Annotated in this window: 13 protein-coding genes and 1 pseudogene; 11 read left to right on the top strand and 3 right to left on the bottom strand. The window is 51.5% G+C overall.

Going from position 1 to position 12991, the window contains the following annotated elements:
* Positions 1 to 8: 8 nt before the first annotated feature.
* Positions 9 to 80, bottom strand: a pseudogene (locus Z042_RS26800) (ESPR domain-containing protein); the annotation flags it as partial.
* Positions 81 to 489: 409 nt separating this feature from the next.
* On the opposite strand from Z042_RS26800, the gene Z042_RS25830 reads away from it, so the two are divergent.
* From Z042_RS25830 to Z042_RS02410, 3 genes are all read left to right on the top strand, one after another.
* On the top strand, positions 490 to 636 hold the full coding sequence (locus Z042_RS25830) for a hypothetical protein (protein ID WP_154666867.1): 147 nt from the start codon (positions 490 to 492) through the stop codon (positions 634 to 636).
* A gap of 157 nt (positions 637 to 793) precedes the next feature.
* Positions 794 to 1075 (top strand): hypothetical protein, encoded by a 282-nt coding sequence (locus Z042_RS02415; protein WP_024912721.1) that lies wholly within the window; start codon positions 794 to 796, stop codon positions 1073 to 1075.
* A gap of 60 nt (positions 1076 to 1135) precedes the next feature.
* Positions 1136 to 1597, top strand: a complete 462-nt coding sequence (locus tag Z042_RS02410) for a hypothetical protein (protein ID WP_024912722.1) — start codon at positions 1136 to 1138, stop codon at positions 1595 to 1597.
* A 345-nt stretch (positions 1598 to 1942) separates the two neighbouring features.
* Here the strand turns inward: Z042_RS02410 and Z042_RS02405 are convergent, their stop codons facing one another.
* Positions 1943 to 2878: a transketolase family protein gene (locus Z042_RS02405; RefSeq protein ID WP_024912723.1), complete on the bottom strand. Its 936-nt coding sequence runs from the start codon at positions 2876 to 2878 to the stop codon at positions 1943 to 1945.
* Positions 2871 to 3701 carry a transketolase gene (locus Z042_RS02400; RefSeq protein ID WP_024912724.1) on the bottom strand — a complete coding sequence of 277 codons (831 nt, stop codon included), beginning with the start codon at positions 3699 to 3701 and terminating at the stop codon, positions 2871 to 2873. Before Z042_RS02400 ends, Z042_RS02405 begins: the two co-directional genes overlap by 8 nt.
* A 365-nt stretch (positions 3702 to 4066) precedes the next feature.
* On the opposite strand from Z042_RS02400, the gene Z042_RS02395 reads away from it, so the two are divergent.
* From Z042_RS02395 to Z042_RS02360, 8 genes are all read left to right on the top strand, one after another.
* Complete coding sequence (locus Z042_RS02395; protein WP_024912725.1) at positions 4067 to 5017, top strand: sugar-binding transcriptional regulator; 951 nt, start codon at positions 4067 to 4069, stop codon at positions 5015 to 5017.
* A gap of 340 nt (positions 5018 to 5357) precedes the next feature.
* Entirely contained in the window at positions 5358 to 6875 is a 1518-nt protein-coding gene (locus Z042_RS02390; protein ID WP_024912726.1) for an FGGY family carbohydrate kinase, read from the top strand.
* A gap of 191 nt (positions 6876 to 7066) precedes the next feature.
* Positions 7067 to 8002: a D-ribose ABC transporter substrate-binding protein gene (locus Z042_RS02385; protein ID WP_024912727.1), complete on the top strand. Its 936-nt coding sequence runs from the start codon at positions 7067 to 7069 to the stop codon at positions 8000 to 8002.
* 47 nt (positions 8003 to 8049) lie between these two features.
* Positions 8050 to 8670 carry a DUF2291 family protein gene (locus Z042_RS02380; protein WP_024912728.1) on the top strand — a complete coding sequence of 207 codons (621 nt, stop codon included), beginning with the start codon at positions 8050 to 8052 and terminating at the stop codon, positions 8668 to 8670.
* A 1-nt stretch (position 8671) separates the two neighbouring features.
* Entirely contained in the window at positions 8672 to 10216 is a 1545-nt protein-coding gene (locus Z042_RS02375) for a sugar ABC transporter ATP-binding protein (RefSeq protein WP_024912729.1), read from the top strand.
* 17 nt (positions 10217 to 10233) lie between these two features.
* Positions 10234 to 11283, top strand: coding sequence for an ABC transporter permease (locus Z042_RS02370; RefSeq protein WP_037406649.1), 1050 nt, complete (start codon positions 10234 to 10236; stop codon positions 11281 to 11283).
* Positions 11284 to 11331: 48 nt separating this feature from the next.
* Positions 11332 to 12129 (top strand): glucose 1-dehydrogenase, encoded by a 798-nt coding sequence (locus Z042_RS02365; protein WP_024912730.1) that lies wholly within the window; start codon positions 11332 to 11334, stop codon positions 12127 to 12129.
* A 19-nt stretch (positions 12130 to 12148) separates the two neighbouring features.
* Positions 12149 to 12934 carry an SDR family oxidoreductase gene (locus Z042_RS02360; protein WP_024912731.1) on the top strand — a complete coding sequence of 262 codons (786 nt, stop codon included), beginning with the start codon at positions 12149 to 12151 and terminating at the stop codon, positions 12932 to 12934.
* Positions 12935 to 12991: the final 57 nt, after the last annotated feature.

Here is a 12991-nt window from a genome sequence, read left to right as displayed (position 1 = left end):
CTGGGGGATTTAACGAGCTCGGATACTACCTGATAAACACCTAGAACCTTATTAAAAACAACGCGATATATATGATTCATGGCACCACCTCCTGGTTGTAATTCCCACACAAAACAGCGTTGAAGTTTAAAAATTAATCAATTAAATAAAAAAATGATTTATCAGAAATAGGCCGCTTGAGAGATTTTTTGCCCAAAAAGCCCATACGCAAAAAGGTAATAAGAATTTTCTGCGAATAGAAAAAATATAGTCAAATGTGCTTAAAACACCAAATATCTTGTAACAAATATGGTAGTGTCCCAATTTATTGATACTAATGATTGATTGGAAATATTGTTTATATTTTTCATGGTGTTATGTGGTAACACAATCAAAAGTTCTGGGCTGGAAGTCATGGTCACACTATACCGAACACATGTATTTGAAGTGTGGTCAGGAAGCTGATGTGAGGGAGATATATCCATATGGCAAACTAGTAGGATCTGTTTTATGCCAAATTTACCGGCTAAATCAGATATTTCACCTATTGTCTTTGATGGGGCGTTGGATCACGGAAACGGTCTGGAAATGACGGAGCATGACGCTGCTACAGCAGAGTGGGTGGCACTGAATATGCCTTTGATAAGTAGCTATTAATCTATGGCCCACATTTTGACAATAGTCAATATCAAGAAATGAATGCCCTACTGGAGACGACGGAGATACGGCAAAACCAGTGGCTGCATATGAACCAATATAATGGTTATTGGAATGATTTTTCTAAGCATTTTCTTGGTAAAAGCGGCAGGCGAAAATGGTCAATCTTGCTAATACGAAAGGTAACAACACCACTGGTGTACATATGTTTCAGCGCAACAAAGACGGTGGGTTCTATATCTGTACCAGTCCAGATTATCTGAAACGTTTCACTTCAGTAGAAGTGCGTTCAGAGCACCGTGGTCAGTTCAAAGGAATACTCTCAGGGGCCTTTGCCGCTATTGAAGAAGGGGCTGTGGCTCTTTGTGTATTCATTGAAAATGTTTGTGGCGTTCCATGCATCTGGGAACCAGTGAGAAAACACCAGTTCTCCGTTTGATTAGGCGGACACCTTGGGACATCATGGATATTGGATTAATAATCACTTTTAAGGATAGTCATGAGTTGGGATATTTTTCTACAGACGCATGAAAATGGAGAGGTTGGATATTTCCCTCTATCATTTTTATTTGAATCATTCGGTACAGCTGTTACCTATAATAATATAGAGGGGAATAAATGCTGTATCGTTTTGGAATACCAAAATCCAGATGCGGAAAAATACAACATTATGCCAACCAGCAGCGTGGAACTCTATATTAATATTGAAACTATTAACAATGTTATCATGACATCTGGTTTTTCCGTTAATCGCCCACCAGGACATGAAGATTTTTGGCAAGGGTTATGTAATATATTAAAAGTAACATCATCTGCTCTTTTCTGGGGAGGTGAGGGCAATTGTTTAGCCGTTGGGAGAGAAGAAACGATTAAGCATCTTCCAGATATAATGATTGAATCATTAGGCTCACCAACTATTGTCTCAGGGCATCAGGATATTTTAAGAATGATACAATCATGATGTGGATAATTCTGTGGGTAGGGATAGAGAGTAGAGCTGTGTTAAAGACAGTTTCTTTCTATTATTTACCTGGCTCTCACGCGAATGGTTGTATTAAAAGCGCCTAAATAATGTAATAAGGTGACGTTGCCAGACGCTTATAAAGGGAGCTCAACGGGTTAATCACGCAGGTGCCCCAGAATTAGGTAGCTACATGTATTTTTCCATATGGCAATAACAATACTTCGACGTTGGTGTTTCCAGTGATTAAAAAGCACAGCGGTAGCCGCCTTAGCGATTGTGGCTACCGCTGTGGTGAAGCCAGAGAATAATCCCCCGCACGCTCGGGGGGCCGGGTCTGTTGCCTTACAATAAGGTCTTCACCTGCTCAACGATGCCGTGCGCATCAAACCCATGATGTTGGCGCATATAAGCCCGATCTGATGCCGAGGCGTATTCACCATCCGGGATACCAAGACGTTTCAGTTTGATGGCTGCGCCGGACTCAGCCAGCACTTCGGCCACCAGGCTGCCTAGCCCACCGTTCACGTTGTGTTCTTCAACAGAAATGACCGCACGGCAGTTGCGCATCGCCGCCAGCAGTGCGCCGGTATCACAAGGGCGCAGGGATGGCACGCTGATCGCTTTGGCCTGAATTCCACAATCTGCCAGCATCGCTGCCGCATCAACAATTTCATGTACCGTTGAACCTGTTGCCACCAGTGCAACATCGCTACCTTCATGCAGCGTGACGACGGCTCCCGGCGTGAAACGATATTGCTCGTTATACAGTTCCGGCAACGCTTTGCCGTCCATGCGGATGTAGACCGGGCCGACGTGTGCCAACGCATAGTCAATAATCTGGCGGCATTCGTTCGGCGATGCTGGGGCAAAGATTTGAATATTGCCGAATCCGCGCATGATGGCGAGATCGTCAATGGCATGGTGCGTACTCGCCAGCGGGCCGTAGCTGGTCCCGGCGTTCAGGCCAAATAGCTTAACGTTGGCGTTGTTGTAACAGACATCCACTTTAATCTGTTCGTTAGCGCGGGAAATCAGGAACGGAGCGGCGTTGCAGGTTACCGCAATTTTCCCGCCCAGCGCCAGCCCTGCGGCAGTGCCTACCAGGCTTTGCTCGGCAATGCCAACGTTAACGACCCGGCCAGGGAATTTCTGCATAAAGGGTGAGATTTTGGCCGTTGAAGTCGAGTCTGCGACTACGGGCACCAAGTCGATGCCGCGATCTACGGCGTCAATAAACGCTTGCACCATCACGTTAGCCAGATGTTCTGCATTACTCATCTTTCAATTCCTCCAGTGCCTGTTCAATCTCATCGCCTTTCGGCACCCGGTGATGCCATTCTGGGCGCCCTTGTATAAAGGAGATACCGGCCCCTTTGGTGGTATTGGCGATGATGACGTTGGGTTTGCCTGCCTGTTTCAGCCCTTCAATGGTTGCCACCACCGAGGCCATATCATTACCTTCACATTCGGTCACTGTCATACCAAACGCCCGCCATTTGTCTGCCAGCGGATCGGTATTCATGATGTCACGGGTGGTGCCTGCCAACTGTAGGTTGTTCTTGTCATTGATAATGACCAGATTATCAAGCCCATAGTGGGCAGCGGCCAGTGCGGCTTCCCAGTTACTGCCCTCTGCGAGTTCACCATCACCGGTGATCAGGAAAACGCGGCGGCGGCTGTTGTCGCGTTTCGCGGCCAACGCGAATCCCACCGCAACAGGAAATCCATGGCCGAGGGCTCCGGTGTTCAGCTCAATGCCGGGGGTTTTTTGCCGTACCGGATGGCCGGGGAGGTGAGAGTCGGGATGCTGATAGGTCGCCAGCCAATCGAGCGGGAAGTAACCTGCTTCCGCCAGCACGCAGTAATAGCAGCCCACCGCATGCCCTTTTGATTGGATATAGATGTCGCGTTCAGGGTCGTCGGTACGGTCGGGCGCCACATTCAGAATGCGGAAATACAGGGCGGTGAGCAGTTCAACCTGAGAGAGATCGGCTCCTGTGTGCCCTCCTGCCGGGCTGCCAGCGTTCAATCTGACAATATGCCGCCGCACGGCACGCGCTTTGCGCTTTAGTGCTTCAATATCATAGTTATAGGGATTCATTTAATACCTCTGAATTTAATTTCGAATAAGAATATTTATTCCATAAGGGACTAAAAAAACCAGATATCCTCAGATAACGCACGATGGGCCGGATGCCGGTGCAATGTGTTAAGGTACATTCTGCCTCCTTACCCCCCAGGCTTGTTTTCACCCAGTGAACTTTTAGTTGATTTGGAATCATCATGAATATATATTCAATATCGATTCTTTATTCAATTATGTCGCTACTGATGTGATCTTGTCCATAGCGGATTCATAGAATCGGTGAAAATTAGAGTCACATCACACTTAATGGCGTTTTCTTTTCGCGTATCGTGAGCGGCTCTAACATAATGGCGGCAGACAACTCTTCTTTGGGAATCTTCATGGCTAATCAGGATGAACAACGGTTATTAGTAAAAATTGCCACGCTTTACTACCTTGAAGGACGCAAACAGTCCGACATTGCTCAGTTTCTCTCGCTTTCTCAATCCTTTGTCTCTCGGGCCATTAGCCGCTGCCAAAAAGAAGGCGTGGTGAAAATCAGCGTGGTTCAGCCTTCCAATATTTTTCTTAATCTGGAAAAGGGCATTGAAGAGCGCTTTGGCATCAAGCAGGCGATCATTGTTGATACCGAAGAAGATGCCTCCGATCAAACCATCAAACGTGCCATTGGTTCCGCTGCGGCGCACTACCTGGAAACTCGCCTGCGGCCTAAAGATCTGGTTGGTGTCTCCTCTTGGAGTTCCACCATTCGTGCGATGGTTGATGAGGTGCATGTTCAAAACCTGAAGGCCAGCGGCGTGATCCAACTGCTTGGCGGCGTTGGCCCTAACGGCAACGTACAGGCCACTATCCTGACGCAGACTTTGGCGCAACAGCTTAACTGTGATGCGTGGCTGCTGCCATCGCAGAGCATTGAAGGCTCTCTGGAGGAGAAAAGCCGGCTGCTGGCCAGCAAAGACGTTGCCGAGGTGGTTTCCCGCTTTGCTGATGTGGATATCGCCATTGTGGGTGTCGGTATTCTTGAGCCGTCGCAGTTGCTCAAAACGTCAGGCAACTATTATCACGAAGATATGTTACAGGTGCTGGCCGAACGCGGCGCCGTCGGTGATATTTGCCTGCACTACTACGATAAGCAAGGTAAAGCCGTATTGCAGGATGATGAAGATCCGGTGATCGGGATGGAGCTGGAAAAAGTTAAAAAATGCCCGAATGTGATCGCATTGGCGGGGGGAACCGACAAGGTTGCCGCCATTAAGGGGGCGTTGAGCGGAGGTTATATTGACGTTTTAATTACAGATTTTCCTACAGCCAGAGAGTTGATGAAAAGTTAACGGCTGGCGTCCCGCCTTTGCTCTCAGTTGTCGGGCAAGGGTTGGGTAAGTAAAAATTTTATATATCATATAGATATAATCATATCCTCGAGTATTACTCTCCCCGAACTCCCTTCATCCCAACGGATAAATGTGATTGCCAGCACAAATGAAGATTTTGCCAGTGGCTCGGTTGAAAGATTCTGGCTAAGGTAATTAAATATATAATCAATATCGAATATATATTCAGTGATGGCTAAGGCGATAACAAAATGTCACCCCGATCCTGACAGAAATGCGATGCGGACCCAGGGAAATTCCTCTTCAAGGCCGGGATACGGTGTGATTCAGGAGAACAACCATGCTTAATGCCAAGAACGAGATCATCATTGCTCTCGATGAAGGAACCACGAATGCCAAAGCCGTAGCGTTAGATGGCCAGGGGAACGTTATTGCCAAATTTTCTCAACCGCTGACCATTCAAACGCCGCGCGAAGGCTGGGTGGAACAATCGGGAGAAATGTTGGTTGCCGCCTCGCTGGACGTTATCGCCCAGGCGATTGCCCATGTCGGTGCTGACAACGTTGCCGCGCTGGCCATCAGCAATCAGCGTGAAACGGCCATTGGTTGGTACCGCAGCAGCGGGAAAACGCTGCATGCCGCCATAACCTGGCAGTGCGCCCGCAGCGCCGATTTTTGCGAGGAACTGCGCCGTGAACACCTTGACGTAACGATCAAAGCCATCACCGGGCTGCCCGTTGCTCCGTTGTTTTCAGGGTCGAAGATGCGTTGGTTGCTGGATTCGGTTTCTCAGGGGCATCAGTTGGCGGAGCAGGGGGAGGTCTGCCTTGGCACCATCGACAGTTGGCTGCTGTGGAACCTCACCGGCGGCGAGCAGTTTGCCTGCGATCACTCCAATGCTGCCCGCACGCAGTTGCTGAACCTGCAAAGCGGGCAATGGGACGACGAAATGCTGCGGATTTTTCGTATTCCGCGCAGGGCGTTACCGGAGATCAAACCTTCCAGCGGTCTGTTTGGCTATACCCGTGGGTTGAGCCAGATCCCTGACGGGTTGCCGATCCTGTCAATGGTGGGGGACTCTCACGCCGCACTGTTCGGCCATGCGTTAGGTGAACTGGGATGCGTGAAAGCCACCTATGGCACCGGATCGTCGGTGATGGCGCCCGTGAGTACGCCGCAGTGTACCAGCCAAGCGTTAGCGACCACCGTAGCCTGGCACGACGGTGAGCGCTTGGTGTACGGGCTGGAAGGCAATATTGCGCATACCGGCGATGCCGTGGCCTGGATGGCGGAGAGTACCGGCCTGAGCGAGCTTGCTGAATCGGCGTTAGCGGATGCGCTGAATACCTTACCCGCCTCGGTTGATTCAACATTGGGTGTCTACTTTGTTCCGGCGCTGACGGGGCTTGGCGCTCCCTGGTGGGACGATCGCGCCCGGGGCGTCATTTGCGGGCTGAACCGCGGGGTAAAACGGGCGCACCTGATCCGCGCCGCATTGGAGTCCATCACCTATCAGATTGCTGATGTGATCGTTGCCATGCGTCAGTATGACGGCTTTACGCTCAATGCGCTGATGGTGGACGGCGGCCCGACGAGAAACGCGTGGTTGATGCAGTACCAGGCCGATCTGCTCGGTTGCCCGGTGATGCGCAGTGACGTGCCGGAGCTTTCGGCCATCGGCGCCGCGTTGCTGGCCCGCAAAGCGCTGAATCAGGCCACGCTGACGGAGATGAAAGCATTTATTGCCCAACATAGCGCCTTCCTGCCGGACATGGCACGCCACACCCAGTTGCAGGAAAGATGGCGGGGTTGGCAGCAGGCGGTAGCAAGAACCCGTTGGCAACCGGCAACGGAATAGTCGCTGCCAAATAAAGTTAATCCAAGTGACTTGAAATTGCAGCAGCCCTAAAAGGGCGAGGTTCACGGATGGCCTAGTAACCGAACGTAGCCAACCACGCTGCGGCTTGCAGGAGAAAAGATATAAACGAATTTACGTTGTGCCACCCGTACCCACGTACTCAACAATAACTATATAGAGAGAACATCGTTATGAAATTACGTTTATCGCTATTGACCTTCGTTACCATGACCGCTTTTTCCCTGTCTGCTCAAGCCGCGGAAAAAGGCACCATTATGATCCTTGTCAATTCACTGGATAACCCTTATTACGCCTCCGAGGCGAAAGGGGCCAGCGAAAAAGCCAAACAACTGGGGTATGAAACCACGATCCTTTCGCATGGGGAGGATGTCAAAAAACAAAGTGAACTGATTGATACCGCCATTGGTAAAAAAGTTCAGGGCATTATTCTTGATAATGCCGATTCTACCGCCAGCGTAGCGGCAATAAAAAAAGCCAAAGACGCGGGAATTCCGGTGGTATTGATTAACCGAGAAATTCCCGTTGACGACGTGGCATTAGTGCAAATTACCCATAACAACTTCCAGGCCGGTTCTGAAGTTGCCAACGTCTTTGTGGAAAAAATGGGTGAGAAAGGTAAATACGCTGAGTTGACCTGTAACCTGGCGGACAATAACTGCGTCACCCGTTCTAAATCGTTCCACCAGGTTCTCGATCAGTATCCGGAGATGGTCAGCATCGCCAAACAGGATGCGAAGGGCACATTGATCGACGGCAAACGCATTATGGACAGCATTCTCCAGGCTCATCCTGATGTGAAAGGTGTGATCAGCGGTAACGGCCCGGTCGCGTTGGGTGCCATTGCGGCGCTGAAGGCTGCCAACCGTAACGACGTTATCGTTGTCGGCATCGACGGCAGTAATGATGAGCGCGATGCGGTGAAAGCCGGTTCGTTGCAGGCCACCGTGATGCTACAGGCTCAGGCTATTGCCGCTCAGGGCGTGACTGACCTGGATAACTACCTGCAAAAAGGCATAAAGCCTGCCAAACAACGCGTGATGTTCCGCGGCATCCTGATCGAACAGGGTAACGCAGACAAAGTACAGGATTTCAATATCAAATCCTGATGTCGAGTTGTTGCGCCCCCGCAGTTGGGGGCGCAGAGGAGGGTGTTATGTATAAAAAAGCATGGCTGGCGCTGGCGATCCTCGCGCTGGGCGGCTGCCGGATTGTCTCCGAAAAGGAGCTGGCCGATCTGAAATCGCCACCCAATCCAAACATGGCGAACGTGGCGAAAACCTGGCAGGAAAAGCTGGTGCCGCAGGTGGTCACGCTGGCGCGCCCGGCTGACGAACTGTTGGCGGCCTTGAGCACGGCAAAAGATTTTGATTCTGCCTGCCAGGCGCTGGGTTACCGTGCTCAGGAAGAGAATCCGTGCATTTTCTTTGTCAAACTTACCGGGAAAATCGACAAAATCGACACCACCTCACGCAGCGGCAAACTGACGCTGCAAGAAGCCAGCGGTAACCGCGTGGTGGTGCAAATCGGGCCTACCATTCGCGGAACGCAGTTGCGCGATGCTTATAAAGGCGCGAGCTATGGCGATTTTAATGACCAGGTGCTGTACGGCGATTATGGTCGAGCCATCAATAACCAAGCGGTAAATATGATTGAGGCCATGAGCTTAACCGTTGGAGAAACGGTAGAAATTTATGGCGTGTTTTCCGCGTGGGATATTCCACCCATGCTTCCCTATATTATGCCGGCGAAGATCGTACATTTGGGGGAGCAGTAATATGCAGCAGCAGGATCGGGTTAATATGCCGGATACAGTCAATGAAATCATTATTGAAACGCGCAATTTATCCCGTGTTTATCCCGGTGTTACCGCGTTGGATAATGTGAATTACCGAGTCTACCGTAATAAGGTTAACGTGCTGATTGGTGAGAATGGTGCGGGTAAATCGACGATGATGAAAATGCTGGCCGGGGTGGAAAGCCCCTCTTCCGGCGAAATCATCCTTGAAGGTAAACCGGTCACGTTAAACTCCACGCATCAGGCGGAAAAACATGGCGTCAGCATTATTTTTCAGGAATTAAACTTATTCCCGAATATGAATGTGATGGACAATATTTTTATTGCCAACGAGTTTTTTCAGCGCGGTAAAATCAACGAAAAATATCAGTATGAATTAGCCAAGGCTTTACTTGAGCGTCTTGAGCTGGATGTCGATCCTTATACGCCGCTGGAGGAGTTAGGGATTGGTCATCAACAACTGGTCGAGATTGCCCGGGCTCTGTCAAAAGATACCCGCGTGCTGATTATGGACGAACCGACCTCGGCCCTCAGCCAGTCGGAAGTAAAGGTGCTGTTTAACGTCATCGAACAGCTCAAACGCCGCGGCGTCACCATTATTTATATCTCCCATCGCCTGGAAGAACTGATGGAAATTGGCGATCACATCACTATTTTTCGCGATGGGCGCTTTATCAGTGAACGTCAGGTTAGCGATGCCAGCGTGCCGTGGATCATTGAGCAGATGGTCGGTGATAAGAAAAAGCACTTCGATTATCAGGCTGCACCCCATGGTGAAACGGTGATGGAGGTCAGCGGCCTGACGGCGTTGCACCAAAGCGGCGGTTACAAGCTTAACGATGTCTCTTTCAGCCTGCGAAAAGGCGAAGTGGTCGGTATTTATGGCCTGCTCGGTGCCGGGCGTACCGAACTGTTCAAAGGGCTGATCGGGTTGATGCCCTGCCAACGCGGCAGCGTGCATCTGAACGGTCAGTGCCTGGACAAAGCACGTTTTCACACGCGCTTGAAAAAGGGGCTGGCGCTGGTGCCGGAAGATCGCCAGGGCGAGGGTGTGGTTCAACTGATGTCAATTCAGGCCAACATGACGCTGTCTGACCTGAGCCTTAAGGGGTTCCGCCGGGCTTGGCAATGGCTGAACCCGCACAAAGAACGCGCTAGCGTAAAAGACATGATTCAGCAGTTGGCGATTAAAGTCAGCGATCCCGAGTTGCCAATCACCTCGTTAAGCGGGGGCAACCAGCAAAAAGTGGTGTTGGGAAAAGCGCTGATGACGCAGCCGCAGGTGGTGCTGCTTGATGAGCCCACGCGCGGGATCGACGTTGGCGCCAAAACCGATGTGTACCACCTTATTGGCAGAATGGCACAGCAGGGGCTGGCGGTGATGTTCTCCTCGTCGGAGCTGGATGAGGTCATGGCATTGGCGGATCGCATTCTGGTGATGGCCGATGGGCGCATTACCACCGATCTGCCGCGCCATGCCGTCACCCGGGAAAAACTTATCGCGGCATCAACCCCGCAGGATTAATCAGGCTGGAACCCATCATGAACCAGAAATATATGATTTATATGTACTTACTGAAGGCCAGAACGTTTATCGCTCTGCTGCTGGTGATTGCGTTTTTCAGCGTGATGGTGCCGAATTTCCTGACGCTCTCTAACTTGCTGATTATGACCCAGCATGTCGCGATCACCGGCCTGCTGGCGATCGGTATGACGCTGGTGATCCTGACCGGGGGAATCGACCTGTCGGTAGGGGCCGTGGCCGGGATCTGTGGCATGGTCGCTGGGGCGTTGCTGACTAACGGGTTACCGTTGTGGAACGGCAATATCGTCTTTTTTAACGTTCCCGAGGTGATCTTTTGGGTGGCGATTTTCGGCATCCTCGTCGGCTTTATTAACGGCACGGTGATCACTCGTTTCGGCGTTGCCCCCTTTATCTGCACGCTGGGCATGATGTATGTGGCGCGCGGTGTGGCACTGTTGTTCAACAACGGTAGCACCTACCCCAACCTGAACGGTATCGAGCAGTTGGGCAATACCGGTTTCGCTTTGTTGGGCTCTGGCACTCTGCTGGGTATTTATCTTCCGATTTGGCTGATGGTGGCCTTCTTGGGGCTGGGTTACTGGATCACCACCAAAACACCGCTCGGCCGCTATATCTACGCTATTGGCGGTAATGAATCCGCAGCGCGCTTGGCCGGTGTACCTGGGGTAAAGGTGAAAATCTTTGTTTATGCCTTCTCCGGCCTGTGCGCTGCGCTGGTTGGGCTGATTGTCGCCTCGCAACTGCAAACCGCTCACCCGATGACGGGCAACATGTTTGAAATGGATGCCATCGGTGCCACGGTGCTCGGCGGTACCGCACTGGCGGGCGGGCGTGGGCGCGTTTCCGGTTCGATTATCGGCGCGTTTGTGATCGTTTTCCTGGCAGACGGCATGGTGATGATGGGCGTCAGTGATTTTTGGCAGATGGTCATCAAGGGCGTGGTGATCGTTACCGCCGTTGTGGTCGATCAGTTCCAGCAGCGCTTACAGAACAAAGTGATCTTGCTGCGCCGTCATGAAGAGAAGCAAGCCGTCGCGCAGGGTTAAGTGAATTCTGCCTGACTTTCGCAGTCCGGCCTCTTTAAGGAGAACAACATGCAACGAGATTTCCATAATCAAACCGTCGTTATCACCGGTGCTTGCCGGGGCATTGGCGCCGGTATCGCGGAACGTTTTGCCCGGGACGGAGCCCGGCTGGTGATGGTTTCCAACGCCGAGCGCGTTCATGAAACGGCACAGCAACTGCGCGAGAGGTATCAGGCTGAGATCCTCTCCCTGCAAGTGGATGTCACCGACGAAGAACAGGTACAGGCACTCTATGAACAGGCGGTAGCCCGTTTCGGCACCATTGATGTCTCGATTCAGAATGCCGGTGTGATCACCATCGACTATTTTGACCGGATGCCCAAAACCGACTTTGAGAAAGTGCTGGCGGTGAATACAACCGGTGTCTGGCTATGCTGCCGGGAAGCGGCAAAATACATGGTCAAACAAAATCACGGTTGCCTGATCAACACGTCGTCCGGGCAGGGGCGCCAAGGCTTTATCTATACTCCGCACTATGCCGCCAGCAAAATGGGCGTTATCGGGATTACGCAAAGCCTGGCACAGGAACTGGCACCGTGGAATATCACGGTGAATGCTTTCTGCCCAGGCATTATTGAAAGCGAAATGTGGGATTACAACGATCGTGTCTGGGGGCAGATCCTCAGTAACGAACAAAAACATTACGGCAAGGGTGAGCTGATGGCCGAATGGGTGGAAGGCATTCCACTTAAACGCGCCGGTAAACCGCAGGATGTGGCGGGCCTGGTGGCCTTTTTGGCGTCGGATGATGCCCGTTACATTACTGGCCAGACGATCAACGTTGACGGCGGCTTGATCATGTCCTGAAACAGGATGGAGAAAAAGAATGATTGCGAAAGATTTTGCTCAAACGCTGTTTAATCTTGAGGGGCGCGTCGCGTTTGTCACCGGTGCAGGCAGCGGTATCGGCCAAACTATCGCCTATGGTCTGGCGAGTGCGGGGGCCAAAATTGTGTGTTTCGATCTGCGCGAAGATGGCGGCCTGGCGGAAACGGTGGCAAATATCGCCTCCCTCGGCAGCGAGGCTTATCTGTTTACCGGCGATGTGTGCCAACTGAGCGACCTGCGTGAAGCGGTGCAGTTGGCGAAGCGCCAGTATGGCCGCCTGGATATAGCCGTGAACGCAGCCGGTATTGCCAACGCGAATCCGGCGCTGGAAATGGAACCTGAGCAGTGGCAACGGGTGATTGATATTAACCTCACGGGGGTTTGGAACTCCTGCAAAGCTGAAGCGGAACTGATGGTTGAATGCGGTGGTGGTTCGATCATTAACATTGCATCGATGTCTGGGGTGATCGTTAACCGCGGTCTTGAACAGGCGCACTACAACAGTTCGAAGGCTGGGGTGATCCACCTGAGTAAAAGCCTGGCAATGGAGTGGGTAGGCAAGAATATTCGGGTGAATACTATCAGCCCAGGCTATACCGCCACGCCGATGAATACGCGGCCGGAGATGGTGCACCAGACCAAAGCGTTTGAAAGCCAAACGCCAATGCAGCGTATGGCATCTGTTCAGGAGATGGCTGGCCCGGCTATTTTCCTTGCCAGCGACGCGTCATCGTTCTGTACGGGAGTGGATCTGCTGGTTGACGGCGGTTTTACCTGCTGGTAATCCCCTTTCCTCATTATCAGGGAAACATCAGGCTGTTTCCCTGCGTTTCACGCCGTT

The sequence above is a fragment of the Chania multitudinisentens RB-25 genome (genome assembly GCF_000520015.2).
In the GTDB taxonomy this organism is placed as follows: Bacteria; Pseudomonadota; Gammaproteobacteria; order Enterobacterales; family Enterobacteriaceae; genus Chania; species Chania multitudinisentens.
This window is presented reverse-complemented; position numbering and strand designations above follow the sequence as displayed.

What these genes read in the sequence shown, in the direction of transcription:
- Z042_RS02385 (WP_024912727.1), top strand. Translation starts at nt 7,067, where the DNA reads ATGAAATTACGTTTATCGCTATTGACCTTCGTTACCATGACCGCTTTT.
- Z042_RS02380 (WP_024912728.1), top strand. Translation starts at nt 8,050, where the DNA reads ATGTATAAAAAAGCATGGCTGGCGCTGGCGATCCTCGCGCTGGGCGGC.
- Z042_RS02395 (WP_024912725.1), top strand. Translation starts at nt 4,067, where the DNA reads ATGGCTAATCAGGATGAACAACGGTTATTAGTAAAAATTGCCACGCTT.
- Z042_RS02360 (WP_024912731.1), top strand. Translation starts at nt 12,149, where the DNA reads ATGATTGCGAAAGATTTTGCTCAAACGCTGTTTAATCTTGAGGGGCGC.
- Z042_RS02375 (WP_024912729.1), top strand. Translation starts at nt 8,672, where the DNA reads ATGCAGCAGCAGGATCGGGTTAATATGCCGGATACAGTCAATGAAATC.
- Z042_RS02405 (WP_024912723.1), bottom strand. Translation starts at nt 2,878, where the DNA reads ATGAGTAATGCAGAACATCTGGCTAACGTGATGGTGCAAGCGTTTATT.
- Z042_RS02390 (WP_024912726.1), top strand. Translation starts at nt 5,358, where the DNA reads ATGCTTAATGCCAAGAACGAGATCATCATTGCTCTCGATGAAGGAACC.
- Z042_RS25830 (WP_154666867.1), top strand. Translation starts at nt 490, where the DNA reads ATGCCAAATTTACCGGCTAAATCAGATATTTCACCTATTGTCTTTGAT.
- Z042_RS02400 (WP_024912724.1), bottom strand. Translation starts at nt 3,701, where the DNA reads ATGAATCCCTATAACTATGATATTGAAGCACTAAAGCGCAAAGCGCGT.
- Z042_RS02415 (WP_024912721.1), top strand. Translation starts at nt 794, where the DNA reads ATGGTCAATCTTGCTAATACGAAAGGTAACAACACCACTGGTGTACAT.
- Z042_RS02370 (WP_037406649.1), top strand. Translation starts at nt 10,234, where the DNA reads ATGAACCAGAAATATATGATTTATATGTACTTACTGAAGGCCAGAACG.
- Z042_RS02365 (WP_024912730.1), top strand. Translation starts at nt 11,332, where the DNA reads ATGCAACGAGATTTCCATAATCAAACCGTCGTTATCACCGGTGCTTGC.
- Z042_RS02410 (WP_024912722.1), top strand. Translation starts at nt 1,136, where the DNA reads ATGAGTTGGGATATTTTTCTACAGACGCATGAAAATGGAGAGGTTGGA.